Annotated in this window: 19 protein-coding genes; 2 read left to right on the top strand and 17 right to left on the bottom strand. The window is 33.2% G+C overall.

Annotated features, from left to right (window positions below; all coding sequences use genetic code 11):
* Positions 1-11 precede the first annotated feature (11 nt).
* Positions 12-2,030, bottom strand: coding sequence for a DNA topoisomerase IV subunit B (gene parE, locus AC1RPG_RS02425; protein ID WP_481761323.1), 2,019 nt, complete (start codon positions 2,028-2,030; stop codon positions 12-14).
* 180 nt (positions 2,031-2,210) lie between these two features.
* Here parE and plsY point away from each other — a divergent pair, with 180 nt between their 5' ends.
* Positions 2,211-2,834, top strand: a complete 624-nt coding sequence (plsY, locus tag AC1RPG_RS02420) for a glycerol-3-phosphate 1-O-acyltransferase PlsY (RefSeq protein ID WP_481761324.1) — start codon at positions 2,211-2,213, stop codon at positions 2,832-2,834.
* 20 nt (positions 2,835-2,854) lie between these two features.
* Here the strand turns inward: plsY and AC1RPG_RS02415 are convergent, their stop codons facing one another.
* The 13 genes from AC1RPG_RS02415 to AC1RPG_RS02355 form a co-directional block, all read right to left on the bottom strand.
* The gene (locus AC1RPG_RS02415; RefSeq protein ID WP_481761325.1) at positions 2,855-3,736 is read right to left on the bottom strand and encodes an aldose 1-epimerase family protein; all 882 of its coding nucleotides are present in this window, start codon (positions 3,734-3,736) and stop codon (positions 2,855-2,857) included.
* Positions 3,737-3,752: 16 nt separating this feature from the next.
* Positions 3,753-5,162: an ATP-dependent protease ATPase subunit HslU gene (gene hslU / locus AC1RPG_RS02410; protein WP_409022533.1), complete on the bottom strand. Its 1,410-nt coding sequence runs from the start codon at positions 5,160-5,162 to the stop codon at positions 3,753-3,755.
* Between the two features lie 15 nt (positions 5,163-5,177).
* A complete protein-coding gene (hslV, locus tag AC1RPG_RS02405) occupies positions 5,178-5,723 on the bottom strand; it encodes an HslVU peptidase proteolytic subunit (protein ID WP_409022532.1) in 546 nt (181 codons plus the stop codon).
* A gap of 114 nt (positions 5,724-5,837) precedes the next feature.
* Positions 5,838-7,145 (bottom strand): FADH(2)-oxidizing methylenetetrahydrofolate--tRNA-(uracil(54)-C(5))-methyltransferase TrmFO, encoded by a 1,308-nt coding sequence (gene trmFO, locus AC1RPG_RS02400; RefSeq protein ID WP_481761326.1) that lies wholly within the window; start codon positions 7,143-7,145, stop codon positions 5,838-5,840.
* A 29-nt stretch (positions 7,146-7,174) separates the two neighbouring features.
* Positions 7,175-9,271 carry a type I DNA topoisomerase gene (topA, locus tag AC1RPG_RS02395; RefSeq protein ID WP_481761327.1) on the bottom strand — a complete coding sequence of 699 codons (2,097 nt, stop codon included), beginning with the start codon at positions 9,269-9,271 and terminating at the stop codon, positions 7,175-7,177.
* A gap of 95 nt (positions 9,272-9,366) precedes the next feature.
* Entirely contained in the window at positions 9,367-10,236 is an 870-nt protein-coding gene (gene dprA / locus AC1RPG_RS02390) for a DNA-processing protein DprA (protein ID WP_481761328.1), read from the bottom strand.
* 50 nt (positions 10,237-10,286) lie between these two features.
* Positions 10,287-11,054, bottom strand: coding sequence for a ribonuclease HII (locus tag AC1RPG_RS02385; RefSeq protein WP_481761329.1), 768 nt, complete (start codon positions 11,052-11,054; stop codon positions 10,287-10,289).
* A gap of 2 nt (positions 11,055-11,056) precedes the next feature.
* Positions 11,057-11,905, bottom strand: a complete 849-nt coding sequence (gene ylqF, locus AC1RPG_RS02380; protein WP_481761330.1) for a ribosome biogenesis GTPase YlqF — start codon at positions 11,903-11,905, stop codon at positions 11,057-11,059.
* Between the two features lie 142 nt (positions 11,906-12,047).
* Complete coding sequence (locus AC1RPG_RS02375) at positions 12,048-13,496, bottom strand: S41 family peptidase (RefSeq protein ID WP_481761331.1); 1,449 nt, start codon at positions 13,494-13,496, stop codon at positions 12,048-12,050.
* 14 nt (positions 13,497-13,510) lie between these two features.
* Positions 13,511-13,732, bottom strand: a complete 222-nt coding sequence (locus tag AC1RPG_RS02370) for a YozE family protein (protein WP_409022525.1) — start codon at positions 13,730-13,732, stop codon at positions 13,511-13,513.
* Between the two features lie 15 nt (positions 13,733-13,747).
* On the bottom strand, positions 13,748-14,362 hold the full coding sequence (locus AC1RPG_RS02365) for a YpmS family protein (protein ID WP_409022524.1): 615 nt from the start codon (positions 14,360-14,362) through the stop codon (positions 13,748-13,750).
* An 11-nt stretch (positions 14,363-14,373) separates the two neighbouring features.
* Positions 14,374-15,273: an SGNH/GDSL hydrolase family protein gene (locus AC1RPG_RS02360; protein WP_481762178.1), complete on the bottom strand. Its 900-nt coding sequence runs from the start codon at positions 15,271-15,273 to the stop codon at positions 14,374-14,376.
* 81 nt (positions 15,274-15,354) lie between these two features.
* Positions 15,355-16,203, bottom strand: coding sequence for a DegV family protein (locus tag AC1RPG_RS02355; protein WP_481761333.1), 849 nt, complete (start codon positions 16,201-16,203; stop codon positions 15,355-15,357).
* A gap of 139 nt (positions 16,204-16,342) precedes the next feature.
* Here AC1RPG_RS02355 and trhA point away from each other — a divergent pair, with 139 nt between their 5' ends.
* Complete coding sequence (gene trhA, locus AC1RPG_RS02350) at positions 16,343-16,984, top strand: PAQR family membrane homeostasis protein TrhA (RefSeq protein ID WP_481761334.1); 642 nt, start codon at positions 16,343-16,345, stop codon at positions 16,982-16,984.
* Positions 16,985-17,033: 49 nt separating this feature from the next.
* Here trhA and AC1RPG_RS02345 read toward each other — a convergent pair whose 3' ends face one another.
* From AC1RPG_RS02345 to AC1RPG_RS02335, 3 genes are read right to left on the bottom strand one after another with little or no spacing between them, the layout of a single operon-like run.
* Complete coding sequence (locus AC1RPG_RS02345) at positions 17,034-17,522, bottom strand: dihydrofolate reductase (protein WP_481761335.1); 489 nt, start codon at positions 17,520-17,522, stop codon at positions 17,034-17,036.
* Between the two features lie 23 nt (positions 17,523-17,545).
* Positions 17,546-18,493, bottom strand: a complete 948-nt coding sequence (locus tag AC1RPG_RS02340) for a thymidylate synthase (protein WP_481761336.1) — start codon at positions 18,491-18,493, stop codon at positions 17,546-17,548.
* Positions 18,494-18,500: 7 nt separating this feature from the next.
* The gene (locus AC1RPG_RS02335; protein ID WP_481761337.1) at positions 18,501-20,396 is read right to left on the bottom strand and encodes an ABC-F family ATP-binding cassette domain-containing protein; all 1,896 of its coding nucleotides are present in this window, start codon (positions 20,394-20,396) and stop codon (positions 18,501-18,503) included.
* Positions 20,397-20,416 lie beyond the last annotated feature (20 nt).

The raw sequence follows: 20,416 nt of genomic DNA, 5'->3' as shown, positions 1-20,416 counted from the left end.
ATCCTCCTTCCTTAGTCAGTCGTTGTTTGATCTTCAAATAATGTTAAATCTTCTTCATTTTTTAAATCAGTAACTTGTTTACTTGATACCTTATCAAGGATACTACCGTCCTCTTCAAGTGAAAATTGAACATTTTCTTCAATCCAATTTCGACGAGGTTCTACCTTGTCGCCCATTAAGGTTGTCACTCTTTTTTCAGCAAGTGCAGGATCATCAATTCGAATTCTAACTAAAGTTCTTGTCATTGGATCCATAGTTGTTTCCCATAATTGATCTGCATTCATTTCGCCCAGACCTTTAAATCGTTGTAGGTTGTAACCACGTCCAATTTTTGTTGTTGCTTTATCAAGCTCTTCATCGGTCCAAGCATAGATACTCTCTATTTTTTTACCCGTTCCTTTTTGAATTTTATATAAAGGTGGTAAAGCAATATAGATTTTCCCAGCATCAATTAGTGGACGCATATATTTATAGAAAAATGTCAATAATAAGGTTTGGATGTGCGCACCATCAGTATCAGCATCAGTCATGATAATAATTTTATCGTAGTTACTGTCTTCGAGCTTAAATTCAGCACCAACACCTGCGCCAACTGTATAAATCATTGTATTAATTTCTTCATTTTTTAAAATATCTTGTAATTTTGCCTTTTCAGTATTCAATACCTTACCACGTAAAGGTAGAATGGCTTGGAATTTGCGTTCACGACCTTGTTTAGCTGAACCACCGGCAGAATCACCTTCGACTAAAAACAACTCATTTTTCTTAGCGTTTTTCGATTGTGCAGGTGTTAATTTCCCAGATAATAAGCGATCATTTTTCTTTTTCTTTTTCCCATTTCTTGAATCATCACGAGCCTTACGAGCTGCTTCTCGAGCCTCTCTAGCTTTAATTGATTTTCTAACAAGTTCTTGTGCAAACTCACCATTTTCCATCAAATAAAACCCAAGTTTTTCACTCAGAACGCTATCGACGATAGATCTTGCTTCGGGTGTACCTAATTTACCCTTCGTTTGTCCTTCGAATTGCAATAACTCTTCAGGTATTCGCACTGAAATGACTCCTGAAAGGCCCTCTCGAACATCACTACCTTCTAAATTACGATCTTTATCTTTTAAAAGACCTAATTTTCTGGCATATTCGTTAAATGCTTTTGTCCAAGCAGACTTCATTCCTGCTTCATGTGTACCACCATCTTTTGTCCGAACGTTATTAACAAAGGACATTAAGTTTTCTGAGTAGCCATCATTATATTGTGCTGCAACTTCTACTTCAATTTTATCTTTAATGCCATCAAAATACATCACTTCGCCAAGTGTATCTTTGTCTTCGTTTAAATAAGCAACGAATTCTTTAATACCTTCTTCAAAATGATAGATATCTTGTTTATCAGTTCTTTCATCTGTTAAAACAATTTTGACACCACGTAATAAAAAGGCAGACTCTTTTAATCTTTCAGCTAAAATATCATACTTATAAATTGTAGTTGAAAAAATACTTTCATCGGGTTTAAAAGTTACTGTTGTTCCATTTGCTCGTTTAGTTGCACCTAATTTTTTTAAAGTCCCAACTGGATGCCCACCATTTTTAAACTTTTCTTCATAACGAATACCATCACGAACGGTATCAACTGTTAATGATGAAGATAATGCGTTAACGACACTTGCGCCAACGCCATGTAGTCCACCAGACGTTTTATATCCGCCTTGGCCAAATTTTCCACCAGCATGTAAGACAGTGAAGATAACTTCAACAGTTGGTATTCCTGATGCATGCATACCAATAGGCATACCACGACCATAATCTACAACAGTAATACTGTTATCACTGTGGATTGTAACGTCGATTTGTGAACCATATCCTGACAAGGCTTCATCAACTGCGTTATCAACAATCTCGTAGACAAGATGATGTAATCCCTTGCCATCTGTCGACCCAATATACATACCAGGTCGTTTTCTAACTGCTTCTAGTCCTTCAAGAACTTGAATTGAATCATCATTGTATTTTGTTTTATTTTGATTAGTCATTCAGTTAAACGCCCCTTACTCTGTATTCCTACAGTAACGTTACTATAATAACCTATTCTTTTTTAAAATGTAAAGAGAAATCCGAATAGATGTTCTATTTTATAAAAAATTTTGGTGTCTTCTTAAAAGAATGTTAAAATACTACTTATTGGATTTACTGGCTGAAAGGAGTGAATTATCATGGGTACAATCATATTAATGTTGATTATCGCTTATATTTTAGGATCAATTCCATCAGGGGTTTGGATTGGAAAATATTTTTATCAAAAGGATATCAGAAATTTTGGTAGTGGTAATGTTGGTACAACTAATACTTATCGAGTTCTTGGACCAAAAGCAGGGACTGTTGTCTTAGTGATGGATATATCAAAAGGAATTATAGCTGCAAGCCTCCCTTATATGTTTGGGGTCGCATCAACCGTTAGTCCTTTACTAATTGGTGTAGGTGCAGTAGCTGGACATACATTCTCAATATTTACTGGATTTAAAGGTGGTAAGGCAGTTGCTACTGGTGCGGGTATTTTATTACCGTATAATCCGCTATTTTTTCTTATCGCTTGTACCATGTTTATTTCTTTAATACTTTTAACGAGTATGGTAAGTGTTGCAAGTGTCATTGGATTTATTGGTATTACGATAACAGCGATATTATTTCAAGATTGGTTATTAACTAGTATTGCAGGTATTTTGACTATATTTGTTATTTATAAACATAGAGACAACATAAAACGTATTTTAAATGGTACTGAGAGTATGGTACCTTTTGGTCTTGGATTATATTTACGAAATAAAAAAAATCGATGATTATTTCATCGATTTTTTTTTTAAAATACTGTGATTTCATACGAACCTTCGAACGATTTATTTTTTTCTAACGTATAAATATTACTTTTATCTGATAAATTACCAGTAGATTCAATATTATCAGCTACTCCCCACCATGGTTCAATACAAACAAATGGTGAATTTTCAGGATATTTCGACCAGATACCAACGTAATCTGCACCATTTAATGTCACGGAAACACCATGATCATCTTCAGGTGTTGAAAGTAAGATAGTCGTTTCTAGTTGTTTCAATTCGTAAATTAAGGCATCATTTTTGAATGTTTCGCGAGATAACTTAATAGGTTCGTTGAACTTAACTGATTTTGCATTTTCGATATCGCTAAAAGGTCCAACTAGTGGAATTTGACGTCTTTCAACATTTGGTGCCACTTCAATTTGATAATTTTCTAGATTTAAATAAGCATTTTTAAGTGGTACGTTAAATGCTGGGTGTCCTCCGATAGAAAATAACAAAGGATTTTCATCGGGGTTATAAACATCGTAAATTACTTTTATTTGATGATTAGTTAAAATGTAATGTAATCTCAATCTAAAATTAAACGGATACTTTGAGATTGTTTCTGGGGATGAACCTAATTCCAGAACAACTGATGTTTTACTTTTAGAAACCACTGTAAAAAGCATGTCACGGGCAAAGCCATGTTGACCCATTTTATATGTTTTATGATCATACGCATATTCATCATTTTTTAAACGCCCAACAAATGGAAACAATACTGGGGCATGTCTACCCCAGTATTGTTTATCTGCTTGCCAAATATATTCAATAGATGTGTCATTTCCGGTAATACTGATTAATTCAGCACCTTGTTCAGCAATTTTGACTGTGATGAAATCATTTTTAAGTTCAACTGTCATTTTAGTTCACCCTATCCTATAAAATATAACGACTAAGATCTTTATCAGCAACGATGTTACCAATTTTGTCTTCAACATAACTTTCAGTAATTGTTATGTCACCCATTTGCATATCTGGACCCTCAAATAGTAAATCTTCAAGTAATTTTTCAAGAATTGTATGCAGTCTGCGTGCACCAATATTTTCAGTATCGTGGTTAACGTTGTAAGCAATTTCAGATATTTTCTCAATTGCTTCAATTGTAAATGTCACATTAATATTATCAGTGCCAATTAAAGCAATATATTGTTTAATTAAGGCATTATGAGGTTCTGTAAGAATTTTAACAAAATCTGCTTGGCTCAAATCATCTAATTCAACTCGAATTGGGAAACGACCTTGAAGTTCAGCAATTAAATCGCTAGGTTTACTTTCATGAAAAGCACCTGATGCAATAAACAAGATATGATCAGTATTAATAACACCATATTTAGTTGAAATTTGAGAGCCTTCAACAATTGGTAAAATATCACGTTGTACGCCTTCTCTAGAAACTTCACCACTATTTTTTTGAGATTTTGAAGTAATTTTATCAATTTCATCAATAAAAATAATTCCAGTGTTTTCAGCACGTTCAATTGCAGCTTGATTGATATCTGCTACATTAACTAATTTTTTTGATTCTTCACGAATTAAAATTTTACGGGCTTCTGCTACGGTTAACGTTCTTTCTACTTGGCGTGTTGGTGTTAATGCACTTAAGGTATCTCCTAAGTCGATGCCCATTTGTCCCATCATGCCATTCATACCAGAAGGCTGTTTAGGTTCATCAACTTTAATTGTCACTTCGTTATTTTCTAATAAACCACGACTTAGTTGTTCCGATACAGATAGTCGTTCATTTCTAATGTCGTCAGTGACCTCCTCTTCATCTTTTGCATCTAATCCGGCAGGTATTTGACCTTTTTGAATTTGAGACATCATTTGCATAAGATTAACATTCTCGGCTTTTTTTTGTTTTTTAATACCTGGAACTAGAAGTTTTACAAGTCGTTTATCAGCCATACGTTCAGCTGCGCCTGAAACACGGCCATATTGAGCATCTTCTTCTAATTTAATTGACACGTCAACCAAGTCACGTACCATTGATTCAACATCACGTCCAGCGTAACCAACTTCAGTGAATTTTGTTGCTTCAACTTTAATAAATGGTGCTTCAAGCATTGTTGCCAAACGACGAGCAATTTCAGTTTTACCTACACCAGTTGGCCCAATCATCATTAAATTTTTAGGTGTAACATCTTTTTGCATTGATTCAGAAAGTTGCATCCGACGATATCTATTACGTAATGCAACAGCAATGGCCTTTTTTGCATCATTTTGACCGATAACGTATTGATCTAGTTCTGTAACAATCTGTTTTGGTGTTTTATCACTTATAGTCATAAATTTACCCGCTTTCTATAATTCTTCTGAGATGACATGATGGTTAGTAAAAATATCAATATCACCGGCAATATTAATTGATGCCTCAGCAATTTCTTTAGCTGACATATCAGTTGTATGATGCTTAAGTGCCTTTGCAGCAGACAAAGCAAAATTTCCGCCAGATCCGATTGCTAAAATGTCATCGTCAGGTTCAATTACTTCTCCACTACCAGAAACTAATAACATTTCATTACTGTTCATTACAATCAAAAGTGCTTCTAATTTTTGTAAGGATTGTTCACTACGCCAATCCTGAGCTAATTCAACTGCTGCACGTTGTAAATTACCACTAAATTCATTTAATTTTTTTTCAAATCGTTCTTCAAGATTAAATGCGTCGGCAACGCTACCAGCGAAACCAACAACTACTTGATCGTTATATATGCGACGAACTTTTCTAGCAGTCCCCTTCATAATAACTTTTTCACCCATTGTGACTTGGCCATCACCGGCCATTGCACAGTGACCATTATGCTTAACGGCACAAATTGTTGTTGCATGAAATGAAACAGTTGCCATAATAAACTCCTCCATGTTACTCATTTATTGTATAAAAAAACTTCATTGAACGCTACTACTGTAGCACAACAATGAAGTATAACTCAATTATTTTATCAGATATTTCATAAATATTTAAAGACTTGGTTTAACAATTGCTAAATGCTCTAGAGCACGATTTGCAACCGCTTGATTTTTTTCTTGTTTATCTCGAATTTTTGTGCCTAATTTAGGGATAATACCAAAGTTAGCATTCATCGGCTGAAAATGTTTACCACTGGCATGTGTTATATAATGGGCCATAGCTCCCATCACAGTTGTTTTAGGAAGTACGACTAGCTCTTCTCCTAAAACAAGATGTGCGGCATTGATCCCTGCTAATAATCCACTTGCAGCACTTTCTACATAGCCTTCAACACCTGTCATTTGACCAGCAAAAAATAAATCATTTCTAAATTTAGACTGATATGTTGGTTCCAGTGTATCAGGAGAACGCATAAATGTATTACGATGCATAACACCATAACGAACAAATTCAACATTTTCTAAACCTGGAATTAGTGAGAAAACATTCTTTTGTTCGCCCCATTTAAGATGCGTTTGGAAACCAACAATATTGTATAAGTCACCGACTGCATTGTCTTGACGCAATTGGACAACGGCAAAAGGTGTTCTACCAGTCTTAGGGTCTTCTAATCCAACTGGTTTTAAAGGGCCAAATAACATTGTTTTAGCGCCTCTTCTAGCCATTTCTTCAATTGGCATACAACCTTCGAAAAATTTTTCATCTTCAAAATCATGCATTTCAGCAGTTTCGGCCCCTATTAGTGCCTTATAAAAGGTTATAAATTCCTCTTTAGTCATTGGACAATTAAGGTATGCAGCATCACCTTTATCATATCGTGATTTTAAGTAGATTTTATCCATATTTAATGATGATTTTTCTAAAATTGGTGCAGCTGCATCATAAAAATAAAGTCCCTCACTACCATTTAATTGTTTAATTGATTCTGCTAAACCTGATGATGTTAAAGGACCTGTCGCAACAATTGTTGGACCTTTTGGTAGTTCAGTTAACTCTTCATTGATAACCGTAATATTTTCATGATTTTTAACTAAATCAGTTATCTCACCAGAAAATTTATCACGGTCAACGGCTAGCGCACCGCCAGCCGGAATTGCATTATGGTCAGCTGACTTCATAATAACTGAATCTAACTGTCTCATCTCTTCCTTCAAAAGACCAACGGCATTCGTAATTTGATTAGCTCTTAAAGAATTCGTACAAACTAGTTCAGCAAAATTCTCAGTATGATGCGCTGGTGTCATTTTGATAGGGCGCATCTCGTATAAATTAACATGAACTCCTCGCTTGGCAATCTGCCATGCAGCTTCACTACCGGCAAGACCAGCACCGATTACATTAACGCTAGTATTTTCCATTATATAATCCCCCTGCTAGTTAGATTCAATTATTTTTGAACCGCTTCTTCATAGTCACAATTACTACATTTGACTTGTTTTCCACCTTTTACTTTTTTCTCAATTAAATAATGTTGACATTTTGGACATTCGCGACCAATAGGTTTATCCCATGATACGAATTCACAATCTGGGTATCTTGAGCAACCATAGAATAAACGATTTCGTTTAGATTTACGTTCAATTACTTCCCCTTGCTGACACAATGGACAAGTTACACCAATTTCTTTAACGATTGCTTTTGTATTACGACAATCTGGAAAACGCGTACATGCAAAAAATTTACCATATCGGCCCATCTTAATAACCATCGGTGACCCACAAATTTCACAATTAAATCCAGCTGGTTCATCTTTAATTTGAACTTTCTCAATTGTTTCTTGGGCATGTTCAACATTTTTTGAAAATGGTTTATAAAAATCATCAACAACTTTAACCCAATTTTCGTCTCCGACTTCAATGTTATCAAGACCTTTTTCTAATTCAGCAGTAAATTTAACATTCACAATATCACTAAAATAAGCTTCAATCATATCATCTACAATTTCACCCAGTTCAGTTGGTTCAAAACGCTTAGCAATTAATTTCACATAATATCGACGTTGAATAGTATCCAAGGTTGGTGCATACGTTGATGGACGTCCAACACCATTTTCTTCAAGTGTTTTAATTAAATTTGCTTCAGTGAATCTAGCAGGTGGCTGAGTAAAATGTTGGTTAGGCTGATTTTTAGCTAACTTAACATGATCGCCAACTTTTAAATCCGGTAAAATATTATCAGTCTTTTTGTTATCCTCATAAATTTTTGTATAACCTGCAAACTTAGTCTTTGACCCAGAAGTATGATAAGTAACGCCATTTTGTTCAATAGATACAGACATTGTATCCATTACAGCTGGTGTCATTTGACTGGCAACAAATCGCGACCAAATTAATTTATATAACTTCATTTGATCATTACTTAAATAATCCTTCATTGAAGCAGGTGTACGTAAAACAGAGGAAGGTCTAATTGCTTCATGTGCGTCCTGTGCACCTTCTTGTAATTTACCTTTGCGTGGCTTAATAGCTGCATAATCTTCACCATACTTTTCGTGTAAAAATTGAGCAGTTTCATGTTTGGCAGTCGTAGATACACGAGTCGAGTCGGTACGCATGTAAGTGATTAAACCAACAGTACCCTGTTTTCCGAGATGAATTCCTTCATATAATTGTTGTGCAACCATCATCGTTTTTCTTGTACGAAAGTTTAATTTTCTATTAGCATCTTGTTGCATTGTACTTGTAGTAAATGGTAAAGCTGGAAATCTTTTACGTTCTTTTTTTGTGACAGCGGTGATATCAAAATCTTGTTTTGTATCAATTAATGCCATTACTTTTTTAACATCTTCATTATCATGAAGTGCTTTTTTCTTTCCCTTAATACCATAAAAAGCTGCATCAAATTTCTCTTTACCTTTTTTAAATTCAGAATCAATAGTCCAGTATTCCTCTGGTATAAATGCACGAATTTCTTTTTCTCTATCAATAATTAAATTCAAAGCAATAGACTGAACTCGACCAGCACTTAAGCCTTTTTTTATTTTAGCCCATAATAAAGGACTAATTGAATAACCAACTAATCTATCTAAAATACGGCGAGCTTGTTGTGCATCAACTAAATTCATATCAATTGATCTAGGATCATTAAAAGCATTTTTAACTGCATCTTTTGTAATTTCATTAAAAACAACACGATTTTTGTCCGTGATATCTAAATCTAAAATATGAGATAAATGCCATGCAATTGCCTCGCCTTCACGATCAGGATCGGCTGCTAGATAAACATTTTTAGCTTTTTTAGCTTCTTTTTTTAAACTTTTAATAACATCGCCTTTACCACGAATTGAAATGTAATGAGGATCATAGTTGTTTTCAACGTCAACTCCCATTTTACTTCGTGGTAAATCTCTAATATGTCCAAGACTAGCGACAACATGGTAGTTGCTGCCTAGGTATTTTTCAATTGTTTTAGCCTTAGAAGGTGATTCAACAATAACTAGATTTTTTTTTGCCGGCGTTCTCTTTTTCTTTTTGGTTACTGGCATAATTGAACTCCTTCGTAGTATTTATATTGTAAGCAATAACATTTTTAAAATCGTTAGTAATCTTAAAGCATATTAGAGAGACTTGTCAAGCGTAACTAGTTTTCATAGAACTCTGCAAGTATCTGTTCACCGTTAATAATCGGCATTGCACCGGCTATTATTAGTTCATTACACCCAAGTGAAAGAGGACTAATAATTGATCCGGGTACAGCTAGTACTGTGCGATTTTCTTGCAATGCTAAATTGGCAGTTATAAGACTACCACTATGGTGTTTAGCCTCTGTAACTAATAAGCATTCACAAAGGCCTGCAATAATTCGATTTCTTTCAGGGAAATGATTACGTTGTGGTCCTGTATTCAGTCCGTACTCAGATAATAAAAGTCCCTTTTTGCTAATTTCAATTTGTAAATCTTCATTAATTTTTGGATAATAAATATTTAAACCTGTCCCAATAACAGCAATTGTATCTGCTCCGTTAGCTATTGTAAATTGGTGTGCCAAGGTATCAACGCCGGCTGCTAATCCGCTTAAAATTACCTTATCATTTTGGATACTATTTGGTAATAATAATCGTATTACTTCTATTGAGTAGTCAGTTCTTTGCCGAGCACCAACAACAGCAAGTGATTGTCGATTTAATAATTGCGTATTTCCTCGCATAAAAAGAACAATTGGTGGTCGATAGCATTCTTTTAGTCGATACGGATAGTCCTCATCAATAATAGTCACAATTGTTGAATGTAACTTATTGGTAATAACCTCATTTTTCAATGAAATACTAGTGTAAGCTTTACTGAAACTAGCTATTTTTTTACTATTTAAATTTAAAATGGATTTAATTACATCTAGAGTTAAATCAGTACAACTTGGATTCTGTTGTAACCAATCAAAAATTTTATTTTCGCCAATATACGTTATTTCAGAACATAGTCTAAGTTTAATTAAAGTGTCTCTTATTGTCATTGTTTCTCCTTATTAGTCATTAATACTAATAAGGTACGCAATTTATTTCATTATTTTTTTAGAATAGATTTAATTGGTTCAAATGTTCGACGATGAATTGGAGTGACTCCTAATTTGCTAAGTCCTGCTAAATGTTTTTTAGTTCCATATCCATCATTATGATTGAAATCGTATCCTGGATATAATTCATTGTAAAAGTTCATGAGATGATCTCGGTAAACCTTAGCAACGATACTAGCAGCAGCAATACTAGCACTTTTAGAATCGCCTTTAATGAAACTTTCCTGCGGAATATCGCTATCAATCGTCATAGCATCAATCAATAATTGTTGTGGTTTCACGTCCAATGAATTAACAGCTTCTAACATAGCAATTCTTGATGCTTGATATATATTAACTTCATCAATTGTTTGATTATTTATCACAGATATACCAACTGAAACAGCTGTAGCTAATATTTCAACGTATAATGCTTCACGCATAGATGCAGATAATTTTTTCGAATCATTCACGTCAATTAGATTGAAATTATGAGGTAAAATAACTGCTGCACTAACAACTGGACCAGCTAACGGTCCTCTTCCAACCTCATCAATACCAGCGATGTAAGGAATACCATTCTGCCATAGGTCTCTTTCTATTACTAACCTACGATTAAATAATTCTTGGTGTTCAACTAGTTTTTTTTGTCTATTATTATATTGGATTAAAAGCTTAATAACTCCTTTGCGAGAGTCTTTAGCTATTTCTTGCATAAAATTATCCGATGGATTATTCAATAAATGTTCTTTTACTTGAGAAATTGTAAATTTGGTCACAACTATTCGCCACCCAATTGAGGGATTTCTAAGGTATAACGACCAAGTTTACCTTGTCTAATATCAAATATAATTCTCTCACTCGCACGATCATAATCTTCTTTGAAACCCATTTTTTTTGTTAAATCTAATAATAAATCAACATTACTTAACTGCATTTGTTCATCCGTTAATTTATATTTCTCTTGTAATGCCTTTGGATTTGTTTGTTTAAAATGTTCTAACCCGTATAATGCAATGTCATCTTTTGCATATAAAGAGTCTTTTATTGCTCCTGTTAAAGCAAGACGTTTACCGATTTCTTGATCTTCAAATTTGGGCCATAAAATACCTGGTGTATCTAAAAGAGACATTGATTTTCCGGCTTTTAACCATTGCTGTGCTTTTGTCACCCCAGGTCTATTTCCAGTTATGGCGACATTTTTACTTAACAAATGATTTAGTAACGTCGATTTTCCAACATTCGGAATTCCGATACACATTACCTTAACTCGTTGTTGGAGGATACCTTTACTTTCTCGTAACGCTATTTTATCTTTTAAAACAACGTTAATTTTTTTCTCGATAGCGTTAAGTTGTCCGTGTTGACTATCTACTGCAACTGCCGGAATTCCTTTGTTTTCATAGTACTGTAGCCAACGTGCAGTAACGTTCGGATCGGCCATATCTTTTTTTGTTAAAACCATAATATGAGGTTTTGTTGCAAGTAATTGCTCAAGTTGCGGATTTCTAGATGATTCAGGCAATCTTGCATCAACTAATTCAAGTACGATATCTACTAAGTTTAATTTTTCCTTTACTAATCTTAAGGCTTTTGCCATATGTCCTGGGAACCATTGGATTACTGTCATTTAAATTCTCCTTGTTAAGCCAAGTAAACTTTTAATTAACTTGCTTAATTCTTTATATTTAACTCTCTTAATCAGAATACCTTAATTTGTGCACAAAAAGAAGAGAGTTCCGCTATTTAGTTTCGCCCTCTTCAGTCTTTTATTAATTTGTTAACGATTTAATTGCCGCATCATAGGCAGGATCATTTTTTGAAATTTTTTTCTGAACTAATGTTTCAATTTTTAAAGCAGTATCTTTGTTAACTTCGCCCGTTTGAGTTAAAGTATTTTCTTTTTGTAACATTTTTACTGCATTAACCGTTGATGTACCAAAGTAACCATTATTTTTGTCTTTATAATAATTAAGTGCGCTTAAGTAAACTTGAATCGTTTTAACTTGAGGTGTAACGTCTTCATATTTATATGTTTTATCAGTATTAATTAGTGGTGAATAAGCATACGCAGGATAATCAGCTGAAATAGTAGGCTTAATCCCTTTTTTATTAATCCAAGAACCATCAGGTGTTAGCCATTTAGCAATGGTAACTTTTAATTCTGTTTTATCTGTAAAGGTATTGATTGTTTGGACGGTACCTTTTCCATAAGATGTTGACCCAATTAATTTATCATTACCAGATTGGTTAAGTGCGGCTGCTAAAATTTCAGAAGCACTTGCACTATCTTTATTAATGACAACAGCTGTTTTTTCTGTGACTTTAAATCCTGAGTCATATTTTTTACCAGCCTTATATACTTCAGGAGAACCCGTTTTGCCTTGTACCTGCATAATTGTTTGACCATCTTTTAAGAACATTGATCCAATCGCTAATGCTTGATCCATAAGGCCACCTGGATTATCACGAACATCAATGACAAACGATGTAGCGCCATCTTTTCTAAGTGACTTCACTGCAGATTTGACTTCGTTAGATGTATCCTCAGAAAATGTACTAATTTGAATATATCCTACTTTTTTATTCTTTTTCGAAATACTACTATAGACTGTTTTAACAGGAATATCATCTCGTTTTATTGAAACATTAAATGTTGATGAATCACGTTTAATAGTTAGTTTCACTATTGTTCCTTTTTTACCTCTAATTTTTGAAACAGCTTTTTCTAAACTGAGACCATAAATAGATTTACCATCTATTTTTTGGATAATATCATCTGTCTTCAAACCAGCCTTTTTAGCTGGTGTTCCTTTAATAGCTGAAACAATCTGAATATTTTTCTTGCTAATTTTGACTTCAGCACCGATTCCAACAAATTTACTAGAAATAGTTGAATTTAAATTAGTCGCATCTTCTTTACCTAAATAGGCCGTAAATTTATCTCCAGTAGAGTCGACCATACCATTGATAGCCCCATCGACTAATTTTTTCTTACTGATATTTTTATAATAAGAATTATTTAGTGCCGAATAAACAGACTCAATTTTGGCTAAATCTGAACTAGTCGTTTGTAATGACCCAACTAATGTATTAATTTGACTAATTGCAAAAAAATACATTGCAGCAGCTCCGACTATAAAAGATAAACAAATTGACCCTATTAAGGTCCAAAAATGACGACCAAATCTAAAACGTTTTTCTTTTTTATCTTTTTCCATAATTTAATTCCCCACTAATTCATTTTGTCTAAATATCGGGCCCAAGCGTCATCAAAAATTGTCATTGAAGGTAAATATCCTGCATTTAATTCAAGATAATTAGAAAGAAAGTCATACTTATCTGACAATTTAGGAAAACTTTGATCATAAAATGCATTATTTGCAAATTGGGACACCTCATCCGTACCGTGATCATTGCGTTCGGTCATTAAAAATTGATAAAATGTTTGTCTCATAAATTGATACCTCATTTAATTTAAAGGGATAGAAACATCGAATTTAAAAACATTCGTTTTTAAATCAATTTTGGTTGCACTAGCTTGTATACCATTCTCAATATCTAGTTTTTTTAAGTTAAGCATAATTGTTTGTTCTTTGCTATTAATCGTAATCCAATTTGGTAAATCATATGCATTTTTTACATAATCCATTATAAACTTTTTAGGAACTGGTAATGAACCTACAGCAACAGATTTTGCTTTTAACAAGATATTACCATCATCTGTTACAACTGGATCTGAATATAATGTGAATGAAATATTTTGTCCTAAAATTTTTGTTGTGCCCATTAATATAGCAGATTTATCTACTAAAAACCGATATTTAATTGATTGACCTTTTTGAATTGATTTTAAATAATAATTAATGGTTCCGTTAAGTTGTTCCTTGTTCATTTCCACGCTTAGTTCTGTTCTTTTTGTTGCTTTTGAAGTGGTTTGAGTTGTTAGTGTCTTTTGATCTTGGGATTGGTTCATAATACTAACGGAAAAATAAAGTAGTACGCCAATCAATAAAGAAAATAATATGATAAACGCAACTTTCCATGCGTTAAAAGTGGTTGATGTTTTTTCTGTTCTTTTCGGCATAATTCTCCTCATTATTTAAATAAATGATGTTCTTCCATTGATTTGAACAACAAATCAGTCATTTTTTTATAACCTTTTTTATTTGGATGAAAATGATCAGTTATAGAAATATAGTTATTTTTTTCATCTTTTTCTTGCAAGACACTTTCAAGATTAAAACTAGATAAATCAGATAAGTCTGAGCTACCCAAAGTCTTGGCTAATTTACTTGTTTTACCATAATATTGTCCTTCAGAAAGCTGTTTTTCAACACTAACAAAATAACTATTTTTATCATTTTTAACAACCTTGTTGGTTACGTTATTCCATGATTTAACAATCGTTTTCATACTACTCATTTCGGGGAAATAAACGTAAAATGGGTTATACACTCCTATAACGTAGATAGGCGCGCTATTATTATATTTTCTAATCTCTTTAAATAAATCATTTAAATTTTTTGTATAAGTCATTTTTTCAGTATCAATAGCTTTATTTAACTTATCAGTATCATTAGATAAAATGTTTTTTTGTATAACCTGTAATAGGTCATTCCCACCAACTGTTAATGTAATAACAGTGGCTTTTTTTAACGTTTTTTGCATTTTGGGTTGTTTCTTTAATCTGCTATAAATTTGATCACTTCGATCTCCTGATAAGCCAAAGTTAGAGGCAGTTACTTTCATATTTTTATCAGTATTTATTTTTTCTGTAATTAATGAAACGAATCCACCTTTATTCGTTTCATCTCCGACACCCTGCGTTAAAGAATCACCAAGGGATACTAGCTTAAGAGCTGTTTTTTTATGGGGCACTGTTATTAAAGAATGATTCGAAAAATGGCCGGTTGCAAACCACAGCCCACTAAATATAAGACCACTTAGTACTAAAATACTTAAAATAGTAATGGAAAAGCTTTTAAAAAATTTCAAAAAATCATTCCTTTATTTAATTAAAAAAACCGGACAAAAACAGCTGTTTTTGGACCAGTTTAAAAATAATTATTTAATATATTAGTCTTTATCTGTGTAGAACATCACTGCAAAAGCCCCTGGACCACCATGCGTCGCAATAATAGGTGCTGTCTGTCGAACTAGAATATCAACTTTTGGGACTGCTGTTTGTAATAAATCGCGAACTTCAAATGCCTTTTTTTCATTTCCAGCATGAGAAATACCTACTGCTTTAACATTAGGTGTACTTTTTAATTCTTCAACTAAATCTGCAATAAATCTGTTAACCGTCTTCATACCACGGCCTTTATTTTTAATTTTTAATTCGCCATCAATCATTTCCAAAATAATCTTCATATTTAAAACACTTGAAAGAACACCAGTTAATCTTGATATACGTCCACCTTTGACCAGATTATCCAGAGTCATAACGGCCATATTTAGAGTTGAATTCTTACGGATTTCAGAAATTTTTGTTAAAATATCATCCATTGATGCACCTGAATTTGCTAACTTAGCAGCTGCTAAGACTTGAAAAGCCATACCTCGATCAGTAGAACGAGTATCAACAACGGTTACATCGGATTGACTCATTTCTGCAGCTTGCTCTGCAGTATGAACTGTACCACTAATTTGGTCAGTCATGTTAAGTGAGAGAACTTGGCTACCATCTGCCCCAAGACTGTCAAACATTTCTACAAAAGTACCAATTGGTGGCTGACTTGTTTTAGGTAACGTTTTTGACGTTTCCATTTTAGTCTCAAATTCGTCATTTGTAATTGATTCACCTTCAACGTAAATAGTATCATCAATCATAACGCTTAGAGGTATAATGCTAATGTCATTTTCTTTTATTTCATTATCTGTTAATCCAACAGATGAATCCGTTATTATTTTAATTTTTTTCATGTTTCTTCATCCACACTTTCTTAACAAAAGTTTTTAATCATGATACAATAATGTCACTATAAACTTTTCTATTTATAATGTCTAGTATATCAGAATTACTGGTCTATTTCACATAGAAATTGATGACTGAGGTGTTTTTTTGGAACATAATTACAGTAGAAGGTATCTCATCTTAAATGAGGTATTAAACGCGGTAACTCATGGTATTGGTCTTGGGTTAAGTATAGCGGGATTGATTTTTTTACTTATTAAAGGTGCTCATAATGGTAGTGCATTAGAAATTACCTCGTATGCTATATATGGTTCATCTTTGGTACTGCTGTACTTAACTTCTACCCTATTTCATAGTTTAATATTTACACGAGCAAGAACTGTTTTTCAAATCTTCGATCATAGTAGTATCTATATTCTGATAGCAGGTACTTATACGCCTTATTGTCTTCTCTCTGTTGGTGGGGCATTAGGTTGGACACTATTCGGAATCATCTGGATGATGACCGTTTTAGGAATTATTTATAAATCAATTTGGTTGGGTCATTTTAAAACAATTTCAACCATCATTTATCTAATTATGGGCTGGCTTTGTTTGAGCGCAATGATGCCACTTTATAATAGCCTCGGTACAATTGGGTTCTGGCTACTTGTTTCTGGTGGCATTGCGTTCACAATCGGCGCTGGAATTTATAGTATAAACGGTGTTAAGTACTTACATGTCGTTTGGCATTTATTTGTGATGTTAGGTACAGGATTAATGTTTTTTTCTATTTTATTATATACTTAAAGTTAAAAAGCGAAGACACATCCGTATTGGATATGTCTTCGCTTTTTAATTATTTTTTATCATAAATTCTAAATTCATGATCATATACATTTTTTTTGTCAATCATTCCCGGAATCGTTTCAATTAATTTCCAATGAGTATAATCAATAGGAATCATCATCACATCACCATCAAACGTAGCGTTAATTTTTGTTTGATACAATCTATTAACTTTTACATACATTTCAGAAAATAATGTTGCGCCACCAATAACAAAAATATCTTCAGAATATGTTTCTAATAAATCATTCAACTCTGGTATTGAATGAACAATCTTTAGAGTATCTGTTTCAACTAAATCGTTTTTACTTGAAAGAACAATATTAATTCGATTTGGTAATAGTCCCGGAAAACTTTCAAATGTATTTCTGCCCATAACAACGACCTTATTAAGCGTTGTTTTCTTAAAAAATTTTAAATCATTTGGTAAGTACCAAGGTAGCTTACCCTTATATCCAATATGATGTTCACTGTCTTCAGCCCAAATAAAATTAATCATTATTGACTCTCCTTAAGTAAATATTAAACTGCAACAGGCGCTTTAATAGGTGGTGCAGGATTATAGTCTTCTATTTTAATATCCGTCATATCGTATTCAAAAATACTATTTTTATCAGGATTTAACCATAATTTTGGCATGGGTTGCACTTCACGAGAAAGTTGTTCCTTCACTTGTTCTATATGATTATTGTAAATATGGGCATCGCCTAATGTGTGAATGAATTCACCAACTTCAAGTCCAACCTCTTTAGCAATTAGATGAGTTAATAACGCATAACTTGCAATATTAAATGGTACACCTAAAAAGACATCGCCACTTCTTTGATATAATTGACAACTTAATTTACCATCAGCCACATAAAATTGAAATAACGTATGGCAAGGTGGTAATGCCACATTTGGTACATCTTCTGGGTTCCAAGCGGACACAATTAATCTTCTAGAATCAGGTGTTTTTTTGATTGCTTCAATAACATCTTTAATTTGGTCAATCGTATCACCTTGTCTAGTTTTCCAATTACGCCACTGACTACCATAAACGTCACCTAATTCACCAAACTTTTTTGCAAATTCATCGTCTTCAATAATTTTATCGCAAAAAAGGTTTTTCTGTACTTCATATTCTTTTTTAAAATCAGTCTCTAAAAGTGATCGATGTCCAAAATCAGTCATATCTGGACCCATATACTGAGAACTTTCAATGTAATTTTTAAAAGCCCATTCGTCCCAAATATGATTCTTATGTTTCAATAAATATTGGATATTAGTATCACCTTTTAAGAACCACAGTAACTCACTCTTAATTAAACCAAATGGTACTTTTTTAGTTGTTAGTAGTGGGAATCCTTGACTTAAGTCAAACCTCATTTGATAGCCAAAAAGACTTTTAGTTCCCGTTTTTGTACGATCAGATTTATCATTTCCGTTCATTAAAATATCACGTTCAAGTTGCAAATATGTTTCTTCCATACGAAAATTACCCCTTTTCTGCATATTTACCTAAATAGTCCCAACGATTCATCTTTTCTTCAATTTCATCATCTAAATTATCAATTGACACTTGTAGTTCACTTAATGCTACAAAATCATTGCCATTGATATTCGACATATCACTTTCAGCTTTTTCTTTCTTAGCTTCTAAATTATCAATTGTCTGTTCAATTGTTTCAAATTCTTTTTGTTCAGCATAAGTTAATTTAACTTTTAATTTATCGTCAGAAATGGTGTCGTGTTCGATAATTTTTTCTTTTTTTGATATTGATACGGCATCATCCAGTGATTCTTTAGCAAGGTACGATGTAAATAATCCAGTATAACGATTAATTTTAGCATCGCCTTCAAAAATAAGTAATTGATCTGCAACTTTATCTAAAAAATATCTATCATGTGAGACAGTTATAACTGCGCCATTAAAAGATTCTAAATAGTCTTCAAGTACTGTTAATGTTCCAATATCTAAATCATTTGTAGGTTCATCTAGTAATAAGACATTTGGTTGTTGCATAAGTAATTTCAAGAGATAGAGTCTTCTTTTTTCACCACCGGATAGCTGTCTAATTAATGTCCCATGCATCGATCTTGGAAAAAGAAACTGCTCTAAAAGTTGTGTTGTACTTATTCGTTCGCCATGTTTATTTTCGATATTTTCACCAATTTCATTTAGATAGTTAATCATTCGTTTATCGCCAGGTATGGGTTCAGTTTGTTGCTGGTAATAACCTAATTTAACCGTTTCGCCCATTAGTAATTCGCCAGAGTTAAGTGGTAATTTTCCAGCAATTGCATTTAGTAAACTAGATTTACCAGCACCATTTTTACCGGTAATCCCGATTCTATCGCTCGCCTGAATCAACTCACTAAAATGATCAATAATTTTATGATTTTCTAAGACTAAACTAGCTTCTTTTAGCTCAATAACCTTTTTACCAAGCCGCTGTTGGCCTAGTCCAATTGAAACATCTTGATCAATTTGTAATGAATTCATATTTTCTTTTAAATCGTTAAAACGGTTAATTCGTGCTTGTTGTTTTGTTGATCTAGCTTTTGCTCCAGTACGCATCCAAGCTAGTTCCTTTTTATATAGCTGTTGTTCTTTATGCTCAGCGGTAACTTCCTGGGCAACTCTTTCAGCCTTTTGAGCAACGAAATCTTGATAGTTACCTTCATACGAGTGTAATTTACCAAATGATAGTTCTAAAATCTGGTTGGCAATTTGATCTAAAAAATACCGATCATGAGTAACAACAATTAAAGCTCCTTTGTACGTTTTAAGGTAACTTTCTAGCCATTCAATAGAACTAAAGTCCAAATGGTTTGTTGGTTCATCAAGAATTAATAAGTCAGGAGCTTGTATGAGTACTTGAGCCAAGCCAACTCTTTTTTTCTGTCCACCAGATAAGGTTGAGACTTTTTGTGTTAAATCCGTTATTTGTAATTGCGTTAGAATTGTTTTAACGTCATTATCGGCATTCCATGCATCTTCACGATTCATACGATCTTCCGCATCTGAGTAACGTTGCTGTAATTTTTCATCTTCAGGATGTTCACTATAGGCTGTTAAAACAGCTTCATAATGACGAATTGTTTCAAAAATAGGTGAAGCTCCTTCAAAAGCGGCTTCCATAATTGTCATATCATCATTTAATTCTGGTATTTGTTTTAAATAACTCATACGATAGTTATTTGGTTTAATTAAATCTCCTGAATCAGCTGGGTCAAGGTCTGTTAATGCATTTAATAACGTTGTTTTCCCTGAACCGTTAGTTCCAATCAATCCGATTCTATCTTTTTCATTAACAATAAAATTTAAATCATCAAATAATGTTTTTTCGCCGTATGTTTTCTTTAAATGTTCTACCCTCAGTGTTTGCATGTAATCACTCTCTTATCTAA

Source organism: Dellaglioa sp. CoH-57-MRSF-18, from assembly GCF_056781995.1.
This window is presented reverse-complemented; position numbering and strand designations above follow the sequence as displayed.

Excerpts from the sequence above, each read along its gene's own strand:
- parE (WP_481761323.1), bottom strand. The coding sequence starts at position 2,030 with ATGACTAATCAAAATAAAACAAAATACAATGATGATTCAATTCAAGTT.
- plsY (WP_481761324.1), top strand. The coding sequence starts at position 2,211 with ATGGGTACAATCATATTAATGTTGATTATCGCTTATATTTTAGGATCA.
- AC1RPG_RS02415 (WP_481761325.1), bottom strand. The coding sequence starts at position 3,736 with ATGACAGTTGAACTTAAAAATGATTTCATCACAGTCAAAATTGCTGAA.
- hslU (WP_409022533.1), bottom strand. The coding sequence starts at position 5,162 with ATGACTATAAGTGATAAAACACCAAAACAGATTGTTACAGAACTAGAT.
- hslV (WP_409022532.1), bottom strand. The coding sequence starts at position 5,723 with ATGGCAACTGTTTCATTTCATGCAACAACAATTTGTGCCGTTAAGCAT.
- trmFO (WP_481761326.1), bottom strand. The coding sequence starts at position 7,145 with ATGGAAAATACTAGCGTTAATGTAATCGGTGCTGGTCTTGCCGGTAGT.
- topA (WP_481761327.1), bottom strand. The coding sequence starts at position 9,271 with ATGCCAGTAACCAAAAAGAAAAAGAGAACGCCGGCAAAAAAAAATCTA.
- dprA (WP_481761328.1), bottom strand. The coding sequence starts at position 10,236 with ATGACAATAAGAGACACTTTAATTAAACTTAGACTATGTTCTGAAATA.
- ylqF (WP_481761330.1), bottom strand. The coding sequence starts at position 11,905 with ATGACAGTAATCCAATGGTTCCCAGGACATATGGCAAAAGCCTTAAGA.
- AC1RPG_RS02375 (WP_481761331.1), bottom strand. The coding sequence starts at position 13,496 with ATGGAAAAAGATAAAAAAGAAAAACGTTTTAGATTTGGTCGTCATTTT.
- AC1RPG_RS02370 (WP_409022525.1), bottom strand. The coding sequence starts at position 13,732 with ATGAGACAAACATTTTATCAATTTTTAATGACCGAACGCAATGATCAC.
- AC1RPG_RS02365 (WP_409022524.1), bottom strand. The coding sequence starts at position 14,362 with ATGCCGAAAAGAACAGAAAAAACATCAACCACTTTTAACGCATGGAAA.
- AC1RPG_RS02355 (WP_481761333.1), bottom strand. The coding sequence starts at position 16,203 with ATGAAAAAAATTAAAATAATAACGGATTCATCTGTTGGATTAACAGAT.
- AC1RPG_RS02345 (WP_481761335.1), bottom strand. The coding sequence starts at position 17,522 with ATGATTAATTTTATTTGGGCTGAAGACAGTGAACATCATATTGGATAT.
- AC1RPG_RS02340 (WP_481761336.1), bottom strand. The coding sequence starts at position 18,493 with ATGGAAGAAACATATTTGCAACTTGAACGTGATATTTTAATGAACGGA.
- AC1RPG_RS02335 (WP_481761337.1), bottom strand. The coding sequence starts at position 20,396 with ATGCAAACACTGAGGGTAGAACATTTAAAGAAAACATACGGCGAAAAA.